Genomic DNA, 17,574 nt, shown 5'->3' on the forward strand with positions numbered 1-17,574 from the left:
CCGTGTGCCCCGCTGCCCTCCGCCAGGCCCCGTGCCGAGCGAGGGAGAGCCCCCACGTGACCATCGCGCCAGCCGAACCGGCTTCAGCGACCCCAGTGGCCCGAGTCGAGACGGACGGTCCCGGAACCGCGCTGCTGCGGACCCTGACCGAGCTGACCGCCGACCTCCCCGACGCCGACCCCGGCCGGGTCGCCGCCGCCGCGTTGCGCGGCCGGTCCTCGCGGGCCGACGAGTCGGAACTGCGCGAGCTGGCCACCGAGGCGGCGGCCGGCCTCATCTCCGAGGACCCCGCCTACTCCCGCCTCGCCGCCCGGCTGCTGACCGTCAGCATCGCCGCCGAGGCCGCCTCGCAGGGCGTCACGACCTTCTCGGAGTCGGTCGCGGTCGGGCACCGGGAGGGCCTGATCGCCGACCGCACCGCCGAGTTCGTACGGCTGCACACGGACCGGCTGAACACCCTGATCGACGTCGACGGGGACGATCGGTTCGGGTACTTCGGGCTGCGTACGCTCCACAGCCGGTACCTCCTGCGCCACCCGATCACGCGCCGGGTCATCGAGACGCCCCAGCACTTCATGCTGCGCGTCGCGAGCGGACTGGCGGAGGACACTGCGCTTGATTCAAAGACGGGCGTCCGTGCGTTCGAGGAAGTCGCCGCGCTCTACCGGCTGATGAGCCGCCTCGACTACCTCCCCTCCTCCCCCACCCTCTTCAACTCCGGTACCCGGCACCCCCAGATGTCGTCCTGCTACCTCCTCGACTCCCCGGTCGACGAGCTGGACTCCATCTACGACCGCTACCACCAGGTCGCCCGCCTCTCGAAGCACGCCGGTGGCATCGGGCTGTCGTACAGCCGGATTCGCTCGCGCGGGTCCCTCATCCGGGGCACCAACGGGCACTCCAACGGCATCGTGCCGTTCCTGAAGACGCTGGACGCCTCCGTCGCCGCCGTGAACCAGGGCGGCCGGCGCAAGGGTGCCGCCGCGGTCTACCTGGAGACCTGGCACTCCGACATCGAGGAGTTCCTGGAGCTGCGCGACAACACGGGTGAGGACGCCCGCCGTACGCACAACCTGAACCTCGCGCACTGGATCCCCGACGAGTTCATGCGCCGGGTGAACACGGACGCGCTCTGGTCGCTCTTCTCCCCCGCCGACGTGCCCGAACTGGTCGACCTGTGGGGCGACGAGTTCGACGCCGCCTACCGCAAGGCCGAGGCCTCCGGGCTCGCCCGCAAGACCATCCCGGCCCGTGATCTGTACGGCCGCATGATGCGTACCCTCGCGCAGACCGGCAACGGCTGGATGACCTTCAAGGACGCGGCCAACCGCACCGCCAACCAGACGGCCGAGCCGGGCAACGTCGTCCACTCCTCGAACCTGTGCACCGAGATCCTGGAGGTCACGGACGACGGGGAGACGGCGGTCTGCAACCTGGGCTCGGTCAACCTCGGCGCGTTCGTGGTCGACGGGGACATCGACTGGGAGCGGCTGGACGAGACGGTCCGCACCGCCGTCACCTTCCTCGACCGGGTCGTCGACATCAACTTCTACCCGACCGAGCAGGCCGGCCGGTCGAACGCGCGGTGGCGTCCCGTCGGGCTCGGCGCGATGGGCCTCCAGGACGTCTTCTTCAAGCTGCGCGTCCCCTTCGACTCGCCCGAGGCCAAGGCCCTCTCCACGCGGGTCGCCGAGCGCGTCATGCTCGCCGCGTACGAGGCCTCCGCCGCCCTCGCCGAGCGCAACGGCCCGCTGCCGGCCTGGGAGAAGACCCGTACGGCCCGTGGTGTGCTCCACCCCGACCACTACGACGTCGAGCTGAACTGGCCCGAGCGCTGGGCGGCACTGCGGGAACGTATCGCCGCGACCGGGATGCGCAACTCCCTGCTCCTGGCGATCGCGCCCACCGCAACCATCGCCTCGATCGCCGGTGTGTACGAGTGCATCGAGCCGCAGGTGTCCAACCTGTTCAAGCGCGAGACGCTGTCCGGCGAGTTCCTCCAGGTCAACTCCTACCTGGTGCAGGAGCTGAAGGACCTCGGAGTCTGGGACGCCCGCACCCGTGAGGCGCTGCGCGAGTCCAACGGCTCGGTGCAGGAGTTCGCCTGGATCCCGGCCGACGTACGCGCCCTGTACCGCACGGCGTGGGAGATCCCGCAGCGCGGGCTCATCGACATGGCCGCCGCCCGGACCCCGTTCCTGGACCAGGCCCAGTCCCTGAACCTGTTCCTGGAGACGCCGACCATCGGCAAGCTCTCCTCGATGTACGCGTACGCCTGGAAGTCGGGCCTGAAGACGACGTACTACCTGCGCTCGCGCCCCGCGACGCGCATCGCCCGCGCCGCCCAGGCGCAGGCCCCGATCCCCGTGCAGGCCACAGCTGACGAAGACGCCGTCGCCTGCTCCCTTGAGAACCCCGAGTCCTGCGAGGCCTGCCAGTAATGCCCACCAACGCTGAGAAGAACCTGCTCGACCCGGGCTTCGAGCTGACTCTCCGTCCCATGCGCTACCCGGACTTCTACGAGCGCTACCGGGACGCCATCAAGAACACCTGGACCGTCGAGGAGGTCGACCTCCACTCGGACGTCACCGACCTGGCGAAGCTCTCCGAGGGCGAGCAGCACATGATCGGCCGGCTGGTCGCGTTCTTCGCGACGGGCGACTCGATCGTCGCGAACAACCTCGTGCTGACGCTCTACAAGCACATCAACTCCCCGGAGGCGCGGCTCTACCTGAGCCGCCAGCTCTTCGAGGAGGCCGTGCACGTCCAGTTCTATCTGACGCTGCTCGACACCTATCTCCCCGACCCGGAGGACAGGGCCGCCGCCTTCGACGCGGTGGAGAACATCCCGTCCATCCGCGAGAAGGCCGAGTTCTGCTTCAAGTGGATCAACGAGGTCGAGAAGCTGGAGAGCCTGCAGACCCAGGCCGACCGCCGCCGCTTCCTCCTCAACCTGATCTGCTTCGCCGCGTGCATCGAAGGCTTGTTCTTCTACGGCGCCTTCGCGTACGTCTACTGGTTCCGCAGCCGGGGTCTGCTGCACGGCCTGGCCACCGGCACCAACTGGGTGTTCCGCGACGAGACCATGCACATGTCCTTCGCGTTCGAGGTGGTCGACACCGTCCGCAAGGAGGAGCCGGAGCTGTTCGACGACCAGCTCCAGCAGCAGGTCACCGACATGATCCGGGAGGCGGTCGAGGCGGAGCTGCAGTTCGGCCGCGACCTGTGCGGTGAGGGCCTGCCGGGCATGAACACCGAGTCCATGCGCCAGTACCTGGAGTGTGTCGCCGACCAGCGCCTGGCCCGGCTGGGCTTCGCCCCGGTGTACGGCTCCGAGAACCCCTTCTCCTTCATGGAGCTGCAAGGGGTCCAGGAGCTGACCAACTTCTTCGAGCGCCGCCCGTCGGCGTACCAGGTGGCGGTGGAGGGCTCGGTGTCGTTCGACGACGAGTTCTGACACCGATAGCCGGCTGAGGTCACGCCGCCCGGGTCACGTCCTGGGCGGTGATGACCGGGCGGGCCGAGGCCTGCCGAGCCTGCCGGTCCTGCTGGGCCTCCCGGAGCTGACGGTCGATGCGCCGGTCGTGCGCGAGGCCGATCAGGGACGGGAGGGCGAGGGCCACGAAGATCGCGACGACGACGAGTATTCCGACGATGCTGTCCGCTGCTGTGTTCATGGACATCAGTCTGGACCCGAACACTCCTGACCGTCAGTGGCAGGACTGCCGCACACCCTCGATTTCCTGCCAATGCCGAGGCACACTGGCAGCATGCTGAAAAACGTGGCCGTCGTCCTGCTCGACGGAGTGCATCCCTTCGAACTCGGCGTCGTCTGCGAGGTCTTCGGCCTCGACCGCAGCGACGAGGGCCTGCCGGTGTACGACTTCGCGGTCGCCTCGGCCGAGGGCCCGACGCTGAGCACCCACGCGGGCTTCTCCGTGCAGCTGGAACACGGGCTGGAACGGCTGGAGAACGCCGACCTGATCGCCGTACCGGCCGGGCAGACCTATGCCGCCCGGGAGTATCCGCCGGAGCTGCTCGATGCGCTGCGACGGGCCGTCGACCGTGGGGCCCGGGTGCTCAGCGTCTGCTCCGGGGTCTTCGTGCTCGCCGCCGCGGGTCTGCTGGACGGCCGGCGGTGCGCGGTGCACTGGCGGCACGCCGATGAGCTGGCCCGGCGCTATCCGCTGGTCGAGGTCGAGCCGGACGTGCTGTACGTCGACGCGGGGCCGGTGATCACCTCCGCCGGTACGGCCGCCGGGATCGACGCCTGTCTGCACCTCGTGCGCGAGGAGCACGGGCCCGAGGTCGCCAACTCCATCGCCCGCCGGATGGTCGTACCGCCGCACCGGGACGGCGGGCAGGCCCAGTACATCGAGCGGCCCCTGCCCCGGTCGCGGTGCGACACCGTCGGTGAGGTGCTGGTGTGGATGGAGCGCCATCTCGACGAGGAGGTGACCGTCGAGCAGCTCGCCGAGCGCGCCCACATGTCGCCGCGCACCTTCGCCCGCCGCTTCCAGCAGGAGACCGGCACGACGCCCTACCGCTGGATCCTGCGGCAACGCGTGCTGCTGGCCCAGCAGTTGCTGGAGGCGACGGACGAGACGATGGACGCGATCGCCTGGCGCACCGGCTTCGGCAACGCGGCGGCGCTGCGCCACCAGTTCGTGCGGTCGCTGGGGACGACCCCGCAGGCGTACCGGCGTACGTTCAAGGGCCCGGAGGCCGCCTGACCGTACGCCGGTTCCACCGCCCGGGCGCCTTCAGCGGGGTATGGCCCGCAGCAGCATCCGGTCCGGGTGCAGGGTGATGCCCACGCGGACCGCGTCGCGTGAGCCGGGGACCCGTTCGAAGCGCCACTTCCTCGCCAGCTCAGCCGTGAGAATGGTGAGCATGGCCATCGAGAAGTGGTCGCTCGGGCACTTGCGGTTGCCCACGCCGAACGGGGTCATCGCGTACTTGGGCAGGCTCCTGGTGCGTTCCGGAAGCCAGCGGTCGGGGTCGAACTCGGTGTTCCGCTCGTACGAACGCGGATCGCGCTGGATCGCGTACGGGCTGTACACGAGATCGGCACCGGCCGGAATCCGATAGCCGCCCAGCTCGGTCTCGGCCACCGCCCTCCGGGTCAATATCCATACGGGCGGCTGCAAACGCATCGTCTCGACGACGACATTGTTCGTGTGCGTCAGCTTGCGGACGTCCGCGAATGCGACCGGGCGGTCGCCCCCGACCGATTCTCCCTCCTTGGCCACCTTGTCGGCGTGGTCCGGCTGTTCGGCGAGGACCTGGAGCAGCGACATGATCGTGGAGGCGACGGTTTCGGCGCCCGGGGTGACAATGGCGACGACCTGATCGTGGATCTCCTGTTCGCCTATGGGGTCGCCATTCTCGTCCTTGGCCGTCAGCAACGCCGTCAGCAAATCGTCCGGATTTTGACCGGATGCCCGGCGCTCGGCCACGATCTCGTCGACGACGAGATGCATATCGGCCAGGGCCCGGTTGAATTTGCGGTTGCCCGGCAGCGGGAGCCGGTAGAGCGGTCCCGCGGGGATCACCATGCGCCGGTACATCCCCAGGAACACCGTGGCGAGCGCGGCGCACAGCCGGTCGGCCCGCTCGTCCATGTAGTCGCCGCGCAGCAGACAGCGGGCCGCGATGCGCACGGCGACCCGGAAGGCCTCCGCGGTGCAGTCGACGATCTGGCCGGGCCGCAGCCGCTGGGCGAACGCGTGCGCCTCCTCCTCCAGGATCGGCCCGTACTCGGGGAGCACGTCCAGCCGGAACGCGGGCTGGATGGTGCGCCGTTGGCGCCGGTGGGTGGGCCCGTTGGCGGTGGCCACGCCCTCCTTGCCGAGCAGCCCTTCGAGGGACTCCCACAGCGGACCACCGATGATGTAGGCCGGGTTGAGCGCGAGTTCCCCCACGAGTTCCGGCGAGGTGGCCGCGTACACCGTCTTGGGGCCGAGCTTCAGCCGGACGACGTCACCGTGGTCGCGGAGCCCGGCGAAGTAGCCGAGCGGGTCGCGGACCAGCTGCCAGCCATGGCCGAGGAGCGGGACACCGCCGCCCGCGAGGGGCGGTTCGCTCATGGGGAGAGACGCGGGACGCACGGATTCGACGGTCATTTCTCACCTGCCGCTTCGTTGTTGACGTACGGGGGTGTGGAGCGGTCGTCCCAGTTGTCGACCATGTAACGGCCGGACTCGTGGTGGAACCAGTAGACGGAACTGAACCAGTTCCGCATGTTGTCGAGACAGGCGTTCACGGCGCTGCTCGTTTCCTTTCCCCGGGCGCTGCCGTCGTCGAGCGATTCGGCGAACCGGCGTGCCTCCTGTTCCGCCGCGAGGAATTCGAGAATGGATTCCTCGACCCGCCTCCTGATTTCCGCGATGGCCTCTTCGAGGGTCAGCCCCTGATGCCGGATGAGACTGATTCCGAGATTGTGGACCTCGTCTCCCGCGATTTCCTTCGGAAGCGAGCAGAGGTCGTTGTACCAGGCGGCGAACTCCTGGCTGAACAGAGCCGCCCGACGGAATGCGGGCTGTTTCCGCACCGCCGTGGGGAGTTCGCGGCCCACGCTCGGTTCCAGAAGATCGGTCCAGATCCAGTGCGCGAAGGTGAGCCGCCGGAGTTCGAGGTATTCCTCGACTTTTGGCACGGTTCCGTTTGTACGGTTGCGGAACTCACGGTCGTACGCCTCGATCACCACGTGGAAATGCCGCGCGAAGCGGGCGTTCCACTTCCTGCCCAGGACCGAGTACAGCCGCAGAACACTGTCCGCGAACCCCGCGACCAGCGGATCCCGGTGGTACGGATACAGCCCGGGTGCGTCCAGCACGGCATGGAGCCGGCTCTTGAGTTTCCGCCAGGCGGCGGGCCGGCCGTGCACGATGTCACGGTCGTGGCGGTCGTCCCAGACGAAGAACCAGGCACTGAAGTCCGCTATCGCCTGGAGTACGTCGTCCGGGGCGCCGAGGTAGTACCCGGCCATGAGGTCCGTATAGCAAAGGCCGTCGGCATATTCTGCGACCTTGTCCGCCGGCATGAGGCGTTTTTCCAGCAGCCAGCCCCTGGTGTTCTCCTGAAGCCGGGGCCAATACGGATGCAGTTGCCGGGGAAACGCCGCCTCGATCACCGGTAAGGCCAGTGATGGTGGGATCGCTACCGCTGTTGTCGCCGGTGAGGTGCTGTGTGGGAAAGCAGGCACGAACAAACCCCTCTCAGCCGCCAGTTGGCGCAACACCCCTCCCGCTGTGCCGGGCGTGCGCCGTTGCGTATCCCCGCACTTCCCATTCAGCACCACAACTGACCGTTCTGGGAACGGATTTGCTTCCTTCACTACCCCAAGCTGCCGAGATTCGCCGCTGGTCTGACTGATTCTGGATCACTGGAAGCACACTTGAGTCCGATTCTCGATCGAACGTGCGACAGACGCATGACCGACACACGAACGGCCCCTGGTCAGGGGCCGTTCGTGTGCGGGTGAGTGCGCGGGTGCCTCAGAGGTTGTCAGTCGTTCGCGACCACGGGGTACCGGGGCTCGTTCTCGGCCATCTGCCGCAGCGCGTCCTTGCGCTCACGCTTGGAGAGCCGGTCGATGTACAGGTACCCGTAGAGGTGATCGGTCTCGTGCTGCAAACAGCGTGCGAAGTAGCCGGTGCCGCGCACCTTGATCGGGTTGCCCTTCTCGTCCTGCCCGGTCACCTCGGCGTAGTCGGGCCGGGCGAGCGGCGCGTACGCGGTCGGCACGGAGAGGCAGCCCTCGTTGCTGTCGTCCAGCCGGCGCCGGTCGGCGGGCAGCTCGACGAGCTTGGGGTTGCAGATGACCCCGGTGTGCCGCTGACCCTCGTCATCGGGGCAGTCGTAGATGAAGACCTTCAGACCGACACCGATCTGGTTGGCGGCCAGGCCCACGCCCTCGGCGGTGCGCTGGCTGGCGAACATGTCCGCGACCAGCTGCTCCAGCTCAGCGCCGAACTCGGTGACGTCCTGGCACTCCTTGTGCAGCACCGGGTTGCCGACGACCGTGATGGGCCGCGAGGTCCCGCGCTCCCGCCAGGCGGCCTCGCGCTCCTCCCCGTCCTCGGTGTCGATGACGAAGCCCTCGTCGTCCACGGGAAGCACGCCCACGTGCTGCTGATCGGTGTCCTGCTGCGCCATGACCGACGATGCCTTCCTCAAACAAACAGGCGGAGAGTTGCGGATACAGGGTACGGGCAGAGGCCGGCAGGAGCCGCCCCCGAGGGCGCCCCCCGCTGGCGGGGCGCTGCCCCGCAGGGGCGCGCCCTAGGGGCGCGGGGAACTGCGCGACAAGCCACAACGAACCCGCACCCGGCAACAAGCCCTAACAAACCTCTTCGAGATCCCGCCAAGCCCGAGTCTCCGGACTGTCGGCAACCCACCCGTCCAGCAGCCCCCTCACCAACGAGGCCGGGGCAGCGATGCCACATTCCCGCTCAGGCGCCCAGAACTGCCCATCCGTACGATGCCCCAACGGCCCAGGATGCCCAGGCTCACTGTGATCGTGCGGATCAAGATGCTCCCCATCCCCCTCATCGGACGGCATCCGCGACTCCGAGCACATCCGACACAGCAACCGCACCGACGACGACCAGTCCTCCGCGGCGAACCCCGCGTCGGACGCCAGCCGCTCCAACGCGTCCCGGTCCTCCTCGGCGGCAGCCTCCAGCAGCACCACCCAGGTCGGCACCGGCGAGGGCGCCCACAGCTCGATCTCGTCGAAGACGGGGTAGGAGTGCCCGGCCGCGGTCGTCCGCTCGCCGTGCGGCACCCCGTCGTGCAGCACGACCTCGCCCCAGCGCCGCCCGGACGACGGCAGCGGGATCGACAGCACCTCGATCCGGGCGGGATCGAGCCGCCGCCCCCACACGACCTCGGCCTCGCCCTCGGGCGACAGCCGTACGGCCGCGCTGCCCAGGTCCATCCCGACCGGCTCACCGGCGGCCGTGACACCCCCGGGCACCCGCAGCCCGTACGCCTGCCAGGCCCGGCGGGCCAGCGGCCAGTCCTGGAGGGCGGTCGCGGCGATGCCCACGTTCCACCAATCGGGGGCCCCGGTCTCCCGGTCTAGCAGCGCGACGGCGCGCAGACCGGCCGCCCTGGCCTGCTCCCAGTCGTGCCGGAACTTGTGCAGGAGAGCGAGGTTGAACCAGGACTCGGACAGCCACGGTTCAAGATCGGCGGCACGTGTCAGCAGCGCGCCCGCGTCCTCGTACCGCCCGTCGCCGATCAGCGTGAACGCGCGGTCGGTGGCCTGCCGCCATGAGGCGGAGGGCCGGTGCCGTCCCTTGCCGAAGATCCTCACGATTCCCGCCTGCCAGTGCCGTGGAGTGGGCCGGCTTCTGCCCCCGTACAGCCTCTCCCTCGCATCCAACCACGGACCGTTGGAGGGGCGCTCATTACCCATGGGTTACCCAACCGAGGGCAGCGTAAGACCGTCGACCCCTCTCCCACCACCACCTTCAGCCGATGCGCTCGCGGACGGCTCCGCCATTTCTGGCGAGCACCCGGGCGAGTGATTCCACGACCTCGGGCTCGTAGTCCCGGCCGGTCCCCAGCCGCAGCTCTTCGAGCGCCCGCAACGGCCCGTCCGCTCCGGCTTCCCAAACTTTCTCCTCGTACGCGTTGACGGCCCGCACGATCCGCGCGGAGACCGGCTGCTCCCGGTACGGATCGGCCTGCCGTTCCACGACCACGGCGACCGCGGCGGCCACCCCCGTCTGCCGTACGACGGCCCCGCCAAGCAGCGCGATCCGGCGCTGTTCCGCCACCGGGAGTACGGCCGTGGCGCCGGCCGGTACCGGGTCGACGAGGCTGAGCTGCCCGATGTCGTGCATGAGGGCCGCGTACTCCAGCACCGTCAGCTCCGGCTCGGACAGCCCCAGCTCTCGCCCCACCGCCGTGCTCAGCACCGCGACGCGCCGGGCGTGCCCGGCCGGGGTGTACCCGGCGATCTCGGTGGCGCGGGCCAGTGAGGCGATGGTCTGCCGATACGTGGCCCGCACGGCCGCGTACCGCCGGAAGGAGAGCTGGGTCAGCAGCAGCGGCAGCGAGAAGACGGGCAGCGCCCAGAGCCCGACGACGGCGACCGCCAGCGCCATGACCACGCCGGTGGCGCACACCGCGGTCCCGATCCCCAGCGTGGCCCGCAGCTCGTCCCGGAGCAGCGGACCGAAGGGCCAGCCGGTGCGGGAGTGGGCCAGCGCGGCGGCGAGCACGGCGTCGCAGAGCGCGGTGAGCCCGAGCAGCGCGACGAGCAGCAGGACGTAGGCGGGGCCGCCCCAGGCCTCGAACACGCCCTGGTTGTAGAGGGGTTGGAAGCAGACGGCGGCGAATCCGGCGGTGAGGACACGCCTGGCGAGGTGGTCGGCGGTCGGCCCCTGCCCGCGTGCGACGTGCGGTACGCAGCCGACGAGGGTGGCCGCGAAGACGACGGCGACGACCTGGAGGGCGCCGTGGTGGGTGGCGCGTCCGGCGTCCTCCCCGAGCAGCGCGTACGACAGTGCCCCGGCGGCGGCGAGCGGCGCCACCTCCCGCGACTCGGGCCCGCTCCACCGGGTCAGCTCCCCGAGGACCATGAGCAGCCCGAAGGAGAGCGCGACGGCACGTTCGTCGAGGCCGGACCAGAGGGTGTGGGCGAGGGAGAGGGTGGTGAGGAGGCCGGCGGTGAGGTGGACGAGGGTTCTCATCTCACCCCGTCCTTGGTACCGGCCTGCCCGGGGACACCGTCGGGGCACGTTGGTGTCGAACTGGAAACGGGTGGAGTGGGCGGGTAATCACCACGGGACGGCACAGAGTCAGCTGTGACCGCCGGATGCCAGCCACCCCCGTGGCCGAGCGCCCGCACCAACGCCTGAACCATCTCGGGGTCGAACTGGGACCCCGCACACCGTTCCAGTTCCGCCAAAGCAACCTGCACGGGCCGGGCCCGGCTGTACGACCGCGTCGACGTCATCGCGTCGAACGCGTCCGCGACGGCCACGACCCGCGCGAACTCCGGGATCTGGCTCCCGACGAGCCCGTACGGGTATCCGCTCCCGTCCAGCCGCTCGTGGTGGTGCAGGATCGCCGACCGGGCCTCCCCGAGGAAGCCGATCCCCCGGACGATCTCGTGCCCGTACTCCGGGTGCAGCTCGATCACCCGGCGCTCCTGAGGGGTCAGCGGCCCGTCCTTGCGCAGGAGCCGGGTGGGAACGCCCAGCTTGCCCACGTCGTGCAGAATTCCGGCGAACCGGAGCACTTCGACCCGCTCGTCGTCCATGCCCAGTTCCCGCGCGATCATCATCGAGGCCTGCCCGACCCGCTCGCTGTGCCCGCGCGTGTACCCGTCCTTGATGTCGACGGCCTGCACGAGCGCCCTGATCGTCGCCTGGTGCGCCGCCCGCTCCCGGTGGTACTGCGCGAACACCCACCACGACACCCACATCGGCAGCAGCACGAGCAGCGCGGCGACGGGTCCGTACGGGCCGCGCCACAGGACGGCCATCATCAGCCCGGCGAGCCCGTGCACCCCGACCGGCACCAGGGACCGTACGAACAGCCCCCGCCAGGCCAGCCGCACCGGCACCCGTTCGGCGAGCGCCAGGATTCCGCCGTCGAGCAGGGCCAGGACCAGGCAGAACGCGACCACGGCGGCCCCGGCGCCGAACAGCGCGTACGGGAAGCCGGAGGAGTCGACCGCGTCAGGACCGCCGAGCGACCAGTGCACCCGCGAGGCCGTCCAGGCGCCGATCCCGAGCTGTCCGGCCCGCCAGAGCCGACGTGGCCAGGGCGTGCGTTCGGCGCCCCGGACGAGCAGCGCGCCCGGCAGCGGTACGAGCGCGGCAGCGGCGGGCGGCAGCAGGAAGGCGCCGGCGAGCAGGACGGGCGTGTGCCACCGGGGCGGCCCGCCGCCGGTGCCACCGGAACCGGCGGCGCCCGGACCCTCGTACCCCCGCCCTCCGCCGAACCGGCCCACGGCGAGCTGCTCGCACGCGGCGCACAGCGCGGCGAACAGCGCCACGGCGCCCCAGGGGGCGTGCGCGAACCGGACGGGCGCCGCGCAGAGGACGGCCCCCAGGGCGACAGCGACGACGTAGACACGCGCCCACGGTGTGATCGACCGCATGGCGCTCCCTCCCCCGTGTCCCGGACCGGGGCCGGCCGGGCTGACGTTCGGCACAAGCCTGTTCAGGCTCCGGGACATGGAGGATAGGGCGGCCGGTGGCGGCCGTACGGAGGCATTGGGCGAATCCCAGGCCTCAGGGGCCGCAGATTAGCCCGTTAGAGGGAACAGCGAGCGTCAGTCTCAGTAGGCCACGTCCGCGGCCAGCACCTTGGTCAACTCCTCGACCGTGGCCGGGGATTCACGCTGGAACGCGGCGACGTCCAGCCCGTCGTCGCCCATGACGGTCAGCAGGGCGCGTTCGCCGACGGCCAGCACGATGACGTGCCCGGCACCGCAGCGGGCGACCACCTCGCGGAGTGCGCCGACGTTCGCCTGCTCGGCGATACGGCGGCTCACTCCGAGCGTGGCGGCGGCGAGCGCGGCGATCGACTCGGGGTGCGCGGAGTCCGTGTCGGAGACCACGAGCAGGCCGTCCACCGTGGACAGAACGCTTTCGGAGACTCCCATCACCCGGTCCCGTAACGAGGTCAGGATGCCGGTCAGCCGGTCGGACTGGGAGGGCTGCGGGTTTTCGCTCAGGGGAGGGCTCAGGGGACCCATGGGACGTACTCCTTGCGGTCAGTCGGGCTCCGGAAGAGCGCGCAACGCATGGCGGACCCGCCGCAGCGTTTCGACAGAGGGTTGGTCGGCGGCCAGATCTTCGGCCGAAGGGCCCAGGAGGGCGGGGTTCGCGGGGCCCCGTACAGGGAGCGGTTTCCGTACGGGCGGAGGGGGTGTGCTCACACCCTGGTCGTTCTGGGTCGCCGCGCCTCCGTCGGCGGTTTCCCCAGCAGTGCCCCCGTTGGTTCCCCCATTGGTTCCGACAGCGCTTTCGGCATCTCTTCCGTCGTCCGCACTCACTACCCCCCTCTCTCTCCGCCCCTGGGCTTACGCCTCGGCAGCGGCTCGGTTCTCGACGGCACCGGCGGCGGGCCGGTGGCCGACGTACGGCCGGGGGTGACACGTGGCGCGGTGCTGGGCCGGCCGCCGGGTGCGGTCGGGGTCCCCCATCGGAGGAGCCCGAGCGTCTCCATGCGGATCAGGTCCAGCATCACGGCGTACAGTCCGCGCCCCAGCGCGAAGGCGATGTCCCGGGCCGTACGGCGCCCGTTGACCTGGTTCAGAACGTCCTCGTGCCGACCGGACAGCGGCCCCTCCACAACCCCGGTACCCGGTGTGGGACGCGCACGGGCGAGTTCGCCCGGGGGTCCCCACACGCGGCTGAGCAGCGCGATACGCCGTGTGGTCTCGTCGGTCAGCTGCCGTGGTTCCACGCCGGGCCGGATACCGAGGGTCGGCTCCGGGGCGCTCAGCTCCCAACTGCCCGGCGCGCCCAGCGACATGGCGAAGGCCGCGTCGAACACGGCGGCCGTGCAGATGACTTCGAGTTCGGCGGCGCCCACCAGCCCGTCGGCCACCAGGCGTTCACCGAGCAGGTCCGGGTCGCGCTGTGCGGCGCACGCGGCGAGCCAGGCCTCGTCGCCGATCCGGCCCGAGGTCAGCAGGGCCGAGGTGGCGGTCGGCGCACCCGGAGTCTCCATCGCGCCCACCAGACCGGCACGCAGGTGAATCGTGCCACCAGGCGTGCCCGTGACCCGTACCGTGCCGCTGAACTCCTCCTCGCGCAGCCCCAGCAGCAGTGCGGGCAGATTGCGCGCGGCGGACGCGTTCACGCGCTCACCCGCGCCCTCGGGCGGGCCGCACCGGGTGTGCCGGTCATGCCAGCACCTCGTCGGCCAGGTCGCCCATGCTGCGCGCGGCGAGCGCGAGGTTGGCGCGCTCCCGGTCGAGTCCGGCCGTCAGCAGCAGTGGGTCGCCGGCCGGGCGGCCCACCGCGAGCAGGACCTGATGGCGGCGCACGCTGGTGGTGACGACACTCTCCAGCTCGCCCTCGGCACCCGCCCGGCCCAGCCGGTCGGCGACGAGGGCGGCGAACTCGGAACTGTCCTGGCCGTCCCCGGCCTCGGCGATGTCTCCCGCCACTCCGTAGGTGAGGCCGGTGACGGCGTCGACCAGGGCGACACCGGTGACGCCGGGGGAGTCGAGGAACCGGGCCAGCGAAGCCTCAACTGCCGTCGTCATTTCGCCATTCCCCCTTCGCGTACGACCGTTGCGCAGTACTTTGAACGTCAACTTCCGTAACAAACACAAAAGTTGATGTTTTGCGACTCGCATGTCGCTTGAGTTCGATCGTAGTTGCACGGACTGCGACCGGTCAGCGTCACTGAGGAATTGGGGCAGCAAGAATGAACATCGAGACAGCGCTCAAGGAAGCAATGACCGTGGACGGGGCGCTCGGAGTGGCGCTCGTCGACTACGACAGCGGGATGTCGCTCGGCACCCTCGGTGGCGGCCCGGCCCTCGACCTGGAGCTGGCGGCGGCGGGGAACACCGAGGTCGTACGGGCGAAGATGCGCACGCTCGCCTCGCTGGACATGGACGACACCATCGAGGACATCCTGATCACGCTGGGCAGGCAGTACCACCTGATCCGCCCGCTGGCCAGCAGCAAGGGCGCGCTCTTCCTGTACATCGCGCTCGACCGGTCGCGCAGCAACCTGGCGCTGGCCCGGCACAGCCTGAAGAGGATCGAGAACGGCCTGGACGTCTGAGGCGTCCGAGGCCGGAAAGCAGCGATCGGCCCCGCATCGCGGGGCCGATGGCGTCCGACAGGGTCCGGCGGCGTCAGCCCTCGGTGGCCACGTCGTGTTCGGGCACGACCTGTCCGGAGCGGATCATGTCCAGCCGCCCCATGACCTTGGCGCGCAGGTCGGTCGGCACGTCGTCCTGACCGCAGCAGCGCTTGACGAGCTTCTTCACGGCCTGTTCGAGCCCGTACTTCTCCAGGCACGGAGAGCACTCCTCGAAGTGGACCTCGAACTTGGTGCAGTCCGAGTCCGGCATCTCCCGGTCGAGGAACTCGTAGAGATGATCGAGTACTTCACTGCAGTCCGTTTCGTGCGGCTCTCCGCAGCTCATGAGCCCGAGCCTTTCGCTTCGTTCGACTCTCCGGCACCGGCCGGGACCAGGCCACGGTCACGGGCGTAGTCCTCCAGCATGCCGCGCAGCTGGCGACGGCCGCGGTGCAGCCGGGACATCACCGTACCGATGGGTGTCCCCATGATGTCCGCGATCTCCTTGTACGCAAAGCCCTCTACGTCCGCGAGATACACCGCGATCCGGAATTCCTCCGGGATCGCCTGCAGGGCCGCCTTCACGTCCGAGTCGGGCAGGTGGTCGAGCGCCTGCGACTCGGCGGAGCGCAGACCGGTCGACATGTGCGACTCGGCACGCGCGAGCTGCCAGTCCTCGATCTCCTCGGCCGCACTGCGCTGGGGCTCGCGCTGCTTCTTGCGGTACGAGTTGATGAACGTGTTCGTGAGGATGCGGTACAGCCACGCCTTGAGGTTGGTGCCCTCACGGAACTGGTGGAAGGACGCGTACGCCTTGGCGTACGTCTCCTGCACCAGGTCCTCGGCGTCGGCCGGGTTGCGCGTCATGCGCAGCGCGGCCGAGTACATCTGGTCGAGGAATTCGAGCGCGTCCCGCTCGAAGCGCGCGCTGCGCTCGGCGGTCGACTCACTCCTGCCCGGGCCCTCGGGCTGCTCCGCCTGGCCGTGTTCGGTCCCTGCGTCGGTCCCAGTGACCGGACCCACCTCCTCCAATGACGTTGCGAGACCGAAACCGATCCCACTCGAATCGGAGGATAGACGAACATCGTGTCCGCCCGCCGCCCGAATAGGGGCGGTCTTCGCCGCGTGCAGGACCGTCCAGTCCAGGTCAGCGCTGCTGCGGCGATTCGGGCAGATGGTCGAACCCATGCGGCGGACTTCCTCTCGTACGAACGGTCACCACACGCTTGTGGTATCTGATCCGCACAACAGCAGTCCGCCGCCCGGCATTCCCGGCCGTCACCCGAGTGACGCGGTCCACTCCACGACCCGCCCGGTGATCACCGCCACCGCCTCCTCCTGCCCCATGGGTGCCCGTTTCGGGACGACGAAACCATGATCGCCGTACGGCACCTCCGCCAACTCGTACTCCCCCGGCGGAAACTCGTCCGGCTTCCCGAACGGATCGTTGCCGCCCTGGACGACGAGGGTGGGCACCCCGGCCCCGAGCAGTTCGTCGGCCCGCGACTTCTCGGGCCGGCCCGGCGGGTGCAGCGGGAAGGAGAGCGCGAGCACGGCCACGGCGCCCAGTTCCCCGGCCGTACGACAGGCCACGCGGGCCCCGGCGCTGCGCCCACCGGCGATCACCGGCAGCCCTGGCCTCGTCAGCGCGGGCCAGATCCCCCGCCACCCCACGTCCAGCGTCTTCGGCGCGGGCGCCACCTTCTTCCCGGCCACCCGCCAGGGCTGCTCGACGAGCGCGACGGTGACCCCGCGCGCGGGCAGCTCCCCGGCGAGCGCCTGGAGGTCCCGGGCCTCGATGCCGCCACCGGCGCCATGACTGACGGCGAGGACGAGTCGGGGCTGCTCGGCCGGGTGCCAGGTGATGCGCGCGAGACCGGCATCGGTCTCGACGGTCTCGGTACGAATGTCAGTACGGGTTTCGGATGGGCTCACATCAGAAGAGTGTGCCCTCCTCGGGCCCCTCCAGCTCGGTCAGCAGCTCCGGTCCGTTGTTGCGGACGTTGCTGACGGCCGTGGAGACGGGGTAGGCGCGCATCAGCCCGGCGGGCGGCGCCGCGAGCAGCTCGCGCAGGTCGTCCACATCCGTACGGGCCGGGTCGAGCCAGGCGTCCCAATGGTTCGGAGTGAGCATCAGGGGCATCCGGGGGTGGATGTCGGCGAGGGCGCGCGGGCCCTCGGCGGGGGCGACCGTGAGGGGGGAGGTCTCGGCCTCGGTGGTGATGACCGAGCACGTCACCCACCAGGCCTGCGGGTGGTCGTCGGGCAGGGTCCGGTCCCGCCAGAACTCGTACAGGCCCGCCATCGCGAAGACCGACCCGTCGGCGGGCGTCACGAAGTACGGCTGCTTGCGCGGGCGCTTCTTCTTCCCCTCGACCTCCAGCTCACGCTCGCCGACCCCGGTGACCCACTCGTAGTACCCGTCGGCGGGCAGGATGCAGCGCCGGGTGGTGAAGGCACGACGGTACGAGGGCTTCTCGTGGACGGTCTCCGCGCGCGCGTTGATCATCCGGGCGCCGCCCTCGGGCGTCTTGGACCAGGAGGGGACGAGGCCCCATTTCAGCTTCCGCAGCTGCCGAACCGGTTTCGGGTCGTCGGCGTCCTTCAGAGGACGGTCGAGTACCGCGTAGACCTCTTTGGTCGGGGCCACGTTGTAGTCGGGGGCGAGTGTCTCCTCGGGATCCCACTTGTCGATCTCAAAGACTCCTGCGAGATCCTCGGGCGCACGACTCGCTGCATACCTACCGCACATACATGTCACACTGCCAGATTCGA

At 69.9% G+C, this 17,574-nt stretch carries 18 protein-coding genes; 4 read left to right on the top strand and 14 right to left on the bottom strand.

What is annotated here, in order from left to right:
- Positions 1–56 precede the first annotated feature (56 nt).
- Positions 57–2,441: a ribonucleoside-diphosphate reductase subunit alpha gene (locus tag ACWDR4_RS10655; RefSeq protein ID WP_450406555.1), complete on the top strand. Its 2,385-nt coding sequence runs from the start codon at positions 57–59 to the stop codon at positions 2,439–2,441.
- Positions 2,441–3,457: a ribonucleotide-diphosphate reductase subunit beta gene (locus ACWDR4_RS10660; protein ID WP_450406557.1), complete on the top strand. Its 1,017-nt coding sequence runs from the start codon at positions 2,441–2,443 to the stop codon at positions 3,455–3,457. Before ACWDR4_RS10655 ends, ACWDR4_RS10660 begins: the two co-directional genes overlap by 1 nt.
- A 19-nt stretch (positions 3,458–3,476) precedes the next feature.
- Here the strand turns inward: ACWDR4_RS10660 and ACWDR4_RS10665 are convergent, their stop codons facing one another.
- Complete coding sequence (locus ACWDR4_RS10665) at positions 3,477–3,677, bottom strand: hypothetical protein (protein WP_450406560.1); 201 nt, start codon at positions 3,675–3,677, stop codon at positions 3,477–3,479.
- A gap of 93 nt (positions 3,678–3,770) precedes the next feature.
- On the opposite strand from ACWDR4_RS10665, the gene ACWDR4_RS10670 reads away from it, so the two are divergent.
- Positions 3,771–4,733 carry a GlxA family transcriptional regulator gene (locus tag ACWDR4_RS10670; RefSeq protein WP_450406562.1) on the top strand — a complete coding sequence of 321 codons (963 nt, stop codon included), beginning with the start codon at positions 3,771–3,773 and terminating at the stop codon, positions 4,731–4,733.
- 30 nt (positions 4,734–4,763) lie between these two features.
- Here ACWDR4_RS10670 and ACWDR4_RS10675 read toward each other — a convergent pair whose 3' ends face one another.
- The 9 genes from ACWDR4_RS10675 to ACWDR4_RS10715 form a co-directional block, all read right to left on the bottom strand.
- Positions 4,764–6,125 carry a bifunctional albaflavenone monooxygenase/terpene synthase gene (locus ACWDR4_RS10675; protein WP_450406564.1) on the bottom strand — a complete coding sequence of 454 codons (1,362 nt, stop codon included), beginning with the start codon at positions 6,123–6,125 and terminating at the stop codon, positions 4,764–4,766.
- Positions 6,122–7,207: an epi-isozizaene synthase gene (gene cyc1, locus ACWDR4_RS10680; protein ID WP_450406654.1), complete on the bottom strand. Its 1,086-nt coding sequence runs from the start codon at positions 7,205–7,207 to the stop codon at positions 6,122–6,124. Before cyc1 ends, ACWDR4_RS10675 begins: the two co-directional genes overlap by 4 nt.
- A gap of 302 nt (positions 7,208–7,509) precedes the next feature.
- On the bottom strand, positions 7,510–8,160 hold the full coding sequence (gene def / locus ACWDR4_RS10685; RefSeq protein ID WP_450406567.1) for a peptide deformylase: 651 nt from the start codon (positions 8,158–8,160) through the stop codon (positions 7,510–7,512).
- Between the two features lie 184 nt (positions 8,161–8,344).
- Positions 8,345–9,325, bottom strand: a complete 981-nt coding sequence (locus ACWDR4_RS10690; protein WP_450406570.1) for a tetratricopeptide repeat protein — start codon at positions 9,323–9,325, stop codon at positions 8,345–8,347.
- Positions 9,326–9,482: 157 nt separating this feature from the next.
- Positions 9,483–10,709, bottom strand: coding sequence for an HD-GYP domain-containing protein (locus ACWDR4_RS10695; RefSeq protein ID WP_450406572.1), 1,227 nt, complete (start codon positions 10,707–10,709; stop codon positions 9,483–9,485).
- Positions 10,706–12,127 (bottom strand): HD-GYP domain-containing protein, encoded by a 1,422-nt coding sequence (locus tag ACWDR4_RS10700; RefSeq protein WP_450406574.1) that lies wholly within the window; start codon positions 12,125–12,127, stop codon positions 10,706–10,708. Before ACWDR4_RS10700 ends, ACWDR4_RS10695 begins: the two co-directional genes overlap by 4 nt.
- Before the next feature lie 180 nt (positions 12,128–12,307).
- Positions 12,308–12,727, bottom strand: coding sequence for a roadblock/LC7 domain-containing protein (locus tag ACWDR4_RS10705; RefSeq protein WP_450406577.1), 420 nt, complete (start codon positions 12,725–12,727; stop codon positions 12,308–12,310).
- 299 nt (positions 12,728–13,026) lie between these two features.
- Complete coding sequence (locus ACWDR4_RS10710) at positions 13,027–13,839, bottom strand: hypothetical protein (protein WP_450406580.1); 813 nt, start codon at positions 13,837–13,839, stop codon at positions 13,027–13,029.
- A 43-nt stretch (positions 13,840–13,882) separates the two neighbouring features.
- The gene (locus ACWDR4_RS10715) at positions 13,883–14,248 is read right to left on the bottom strand and encodes a hypothetical protein (RefSeq protein ID WP_450406583.1); all 366 of its coding nucleotides are present in this window, start codon (positions 14,246–14,248) and stop codon (positions 13,883–13,885) included.
- A 164-nt stretch (positions 14,249–14,412) separates the two neighbouring features.
- Here ACWDR4_RS10715 and ACWDR4_RS10720 point away from each other — a divergent pair, with 164 nt between their 5' ends.
- The gene (locus tag ACWDR4_RS10720) at positions 14,413–14,778 is read left to right on the top strand and encodes a hypothetical protein (RefSeq protein WP_450406586.1); all 366 of its coding nucleotides are present in this window, start codon (positions 14,413–14,415) and stop codon (positions 14,776–14,778) included.
- Between the two features lie 73 nt (positions 14,779–14,851).
- Here ACWDR4_RS10720 and rsrA read toward each other — a convergent pair whose 3' ends face one another.
- The 4 genes from rsrA to ACWDR4_RS10740 form a co-directional block, all read right to left on the bottom strand.
- Positions 14,852–15,145, bottom strand: a complete 294-nt coding sequence (gene rsrA / locus ACWDR4_RS10725; protein ID WP_450406589.1) for a mycothiol system anti-sigma-R factor — start codon at positions 15,143–15,145, stop codon at positions 14,852–14,854.
- Positions 15,142–15,822, bottom strand: coding sequence for an RNA polymerase sigma factor SigR (gene sigR / locus ACWDR4_RS10730; protein ID WP_389348656.1), 681 nt, complete (start codon positions 15,820–15,822; stop codon positions 15,142–15,144). The genes rsrA and sigR overlap by 4 nt, the downstream gene beginning before the upstream one ends.
- Positions 15,823–16,077: 255 nt before the next feature.
- A complete protein-coding gene (locus tag ACWDR4_RS10735) occupies positions 16,078–16,734 on the bottom strand; it encodes an alpha/beta hydrolase family protein (RefSeq protein ID WP_450406592.1) in 657 nt (218 codons plus the stop codon).
- 1 nt (position 16,735) lies between these two features.
- Entirely contained in the window at positions 16,736–17,551 is an 816-nt protein-coding gene (locus tag ACWDR4_RS10740) for an SOS response-associated peptidase (protein WP_450406595.1), read from the bottom strand.
- Between the last annotated feature and the right edge of the window lie 23 nt (positions 17,552–17,574).

This window comes from Streptomyces sp. NPDC000878 (assembly GCF_053599695.1).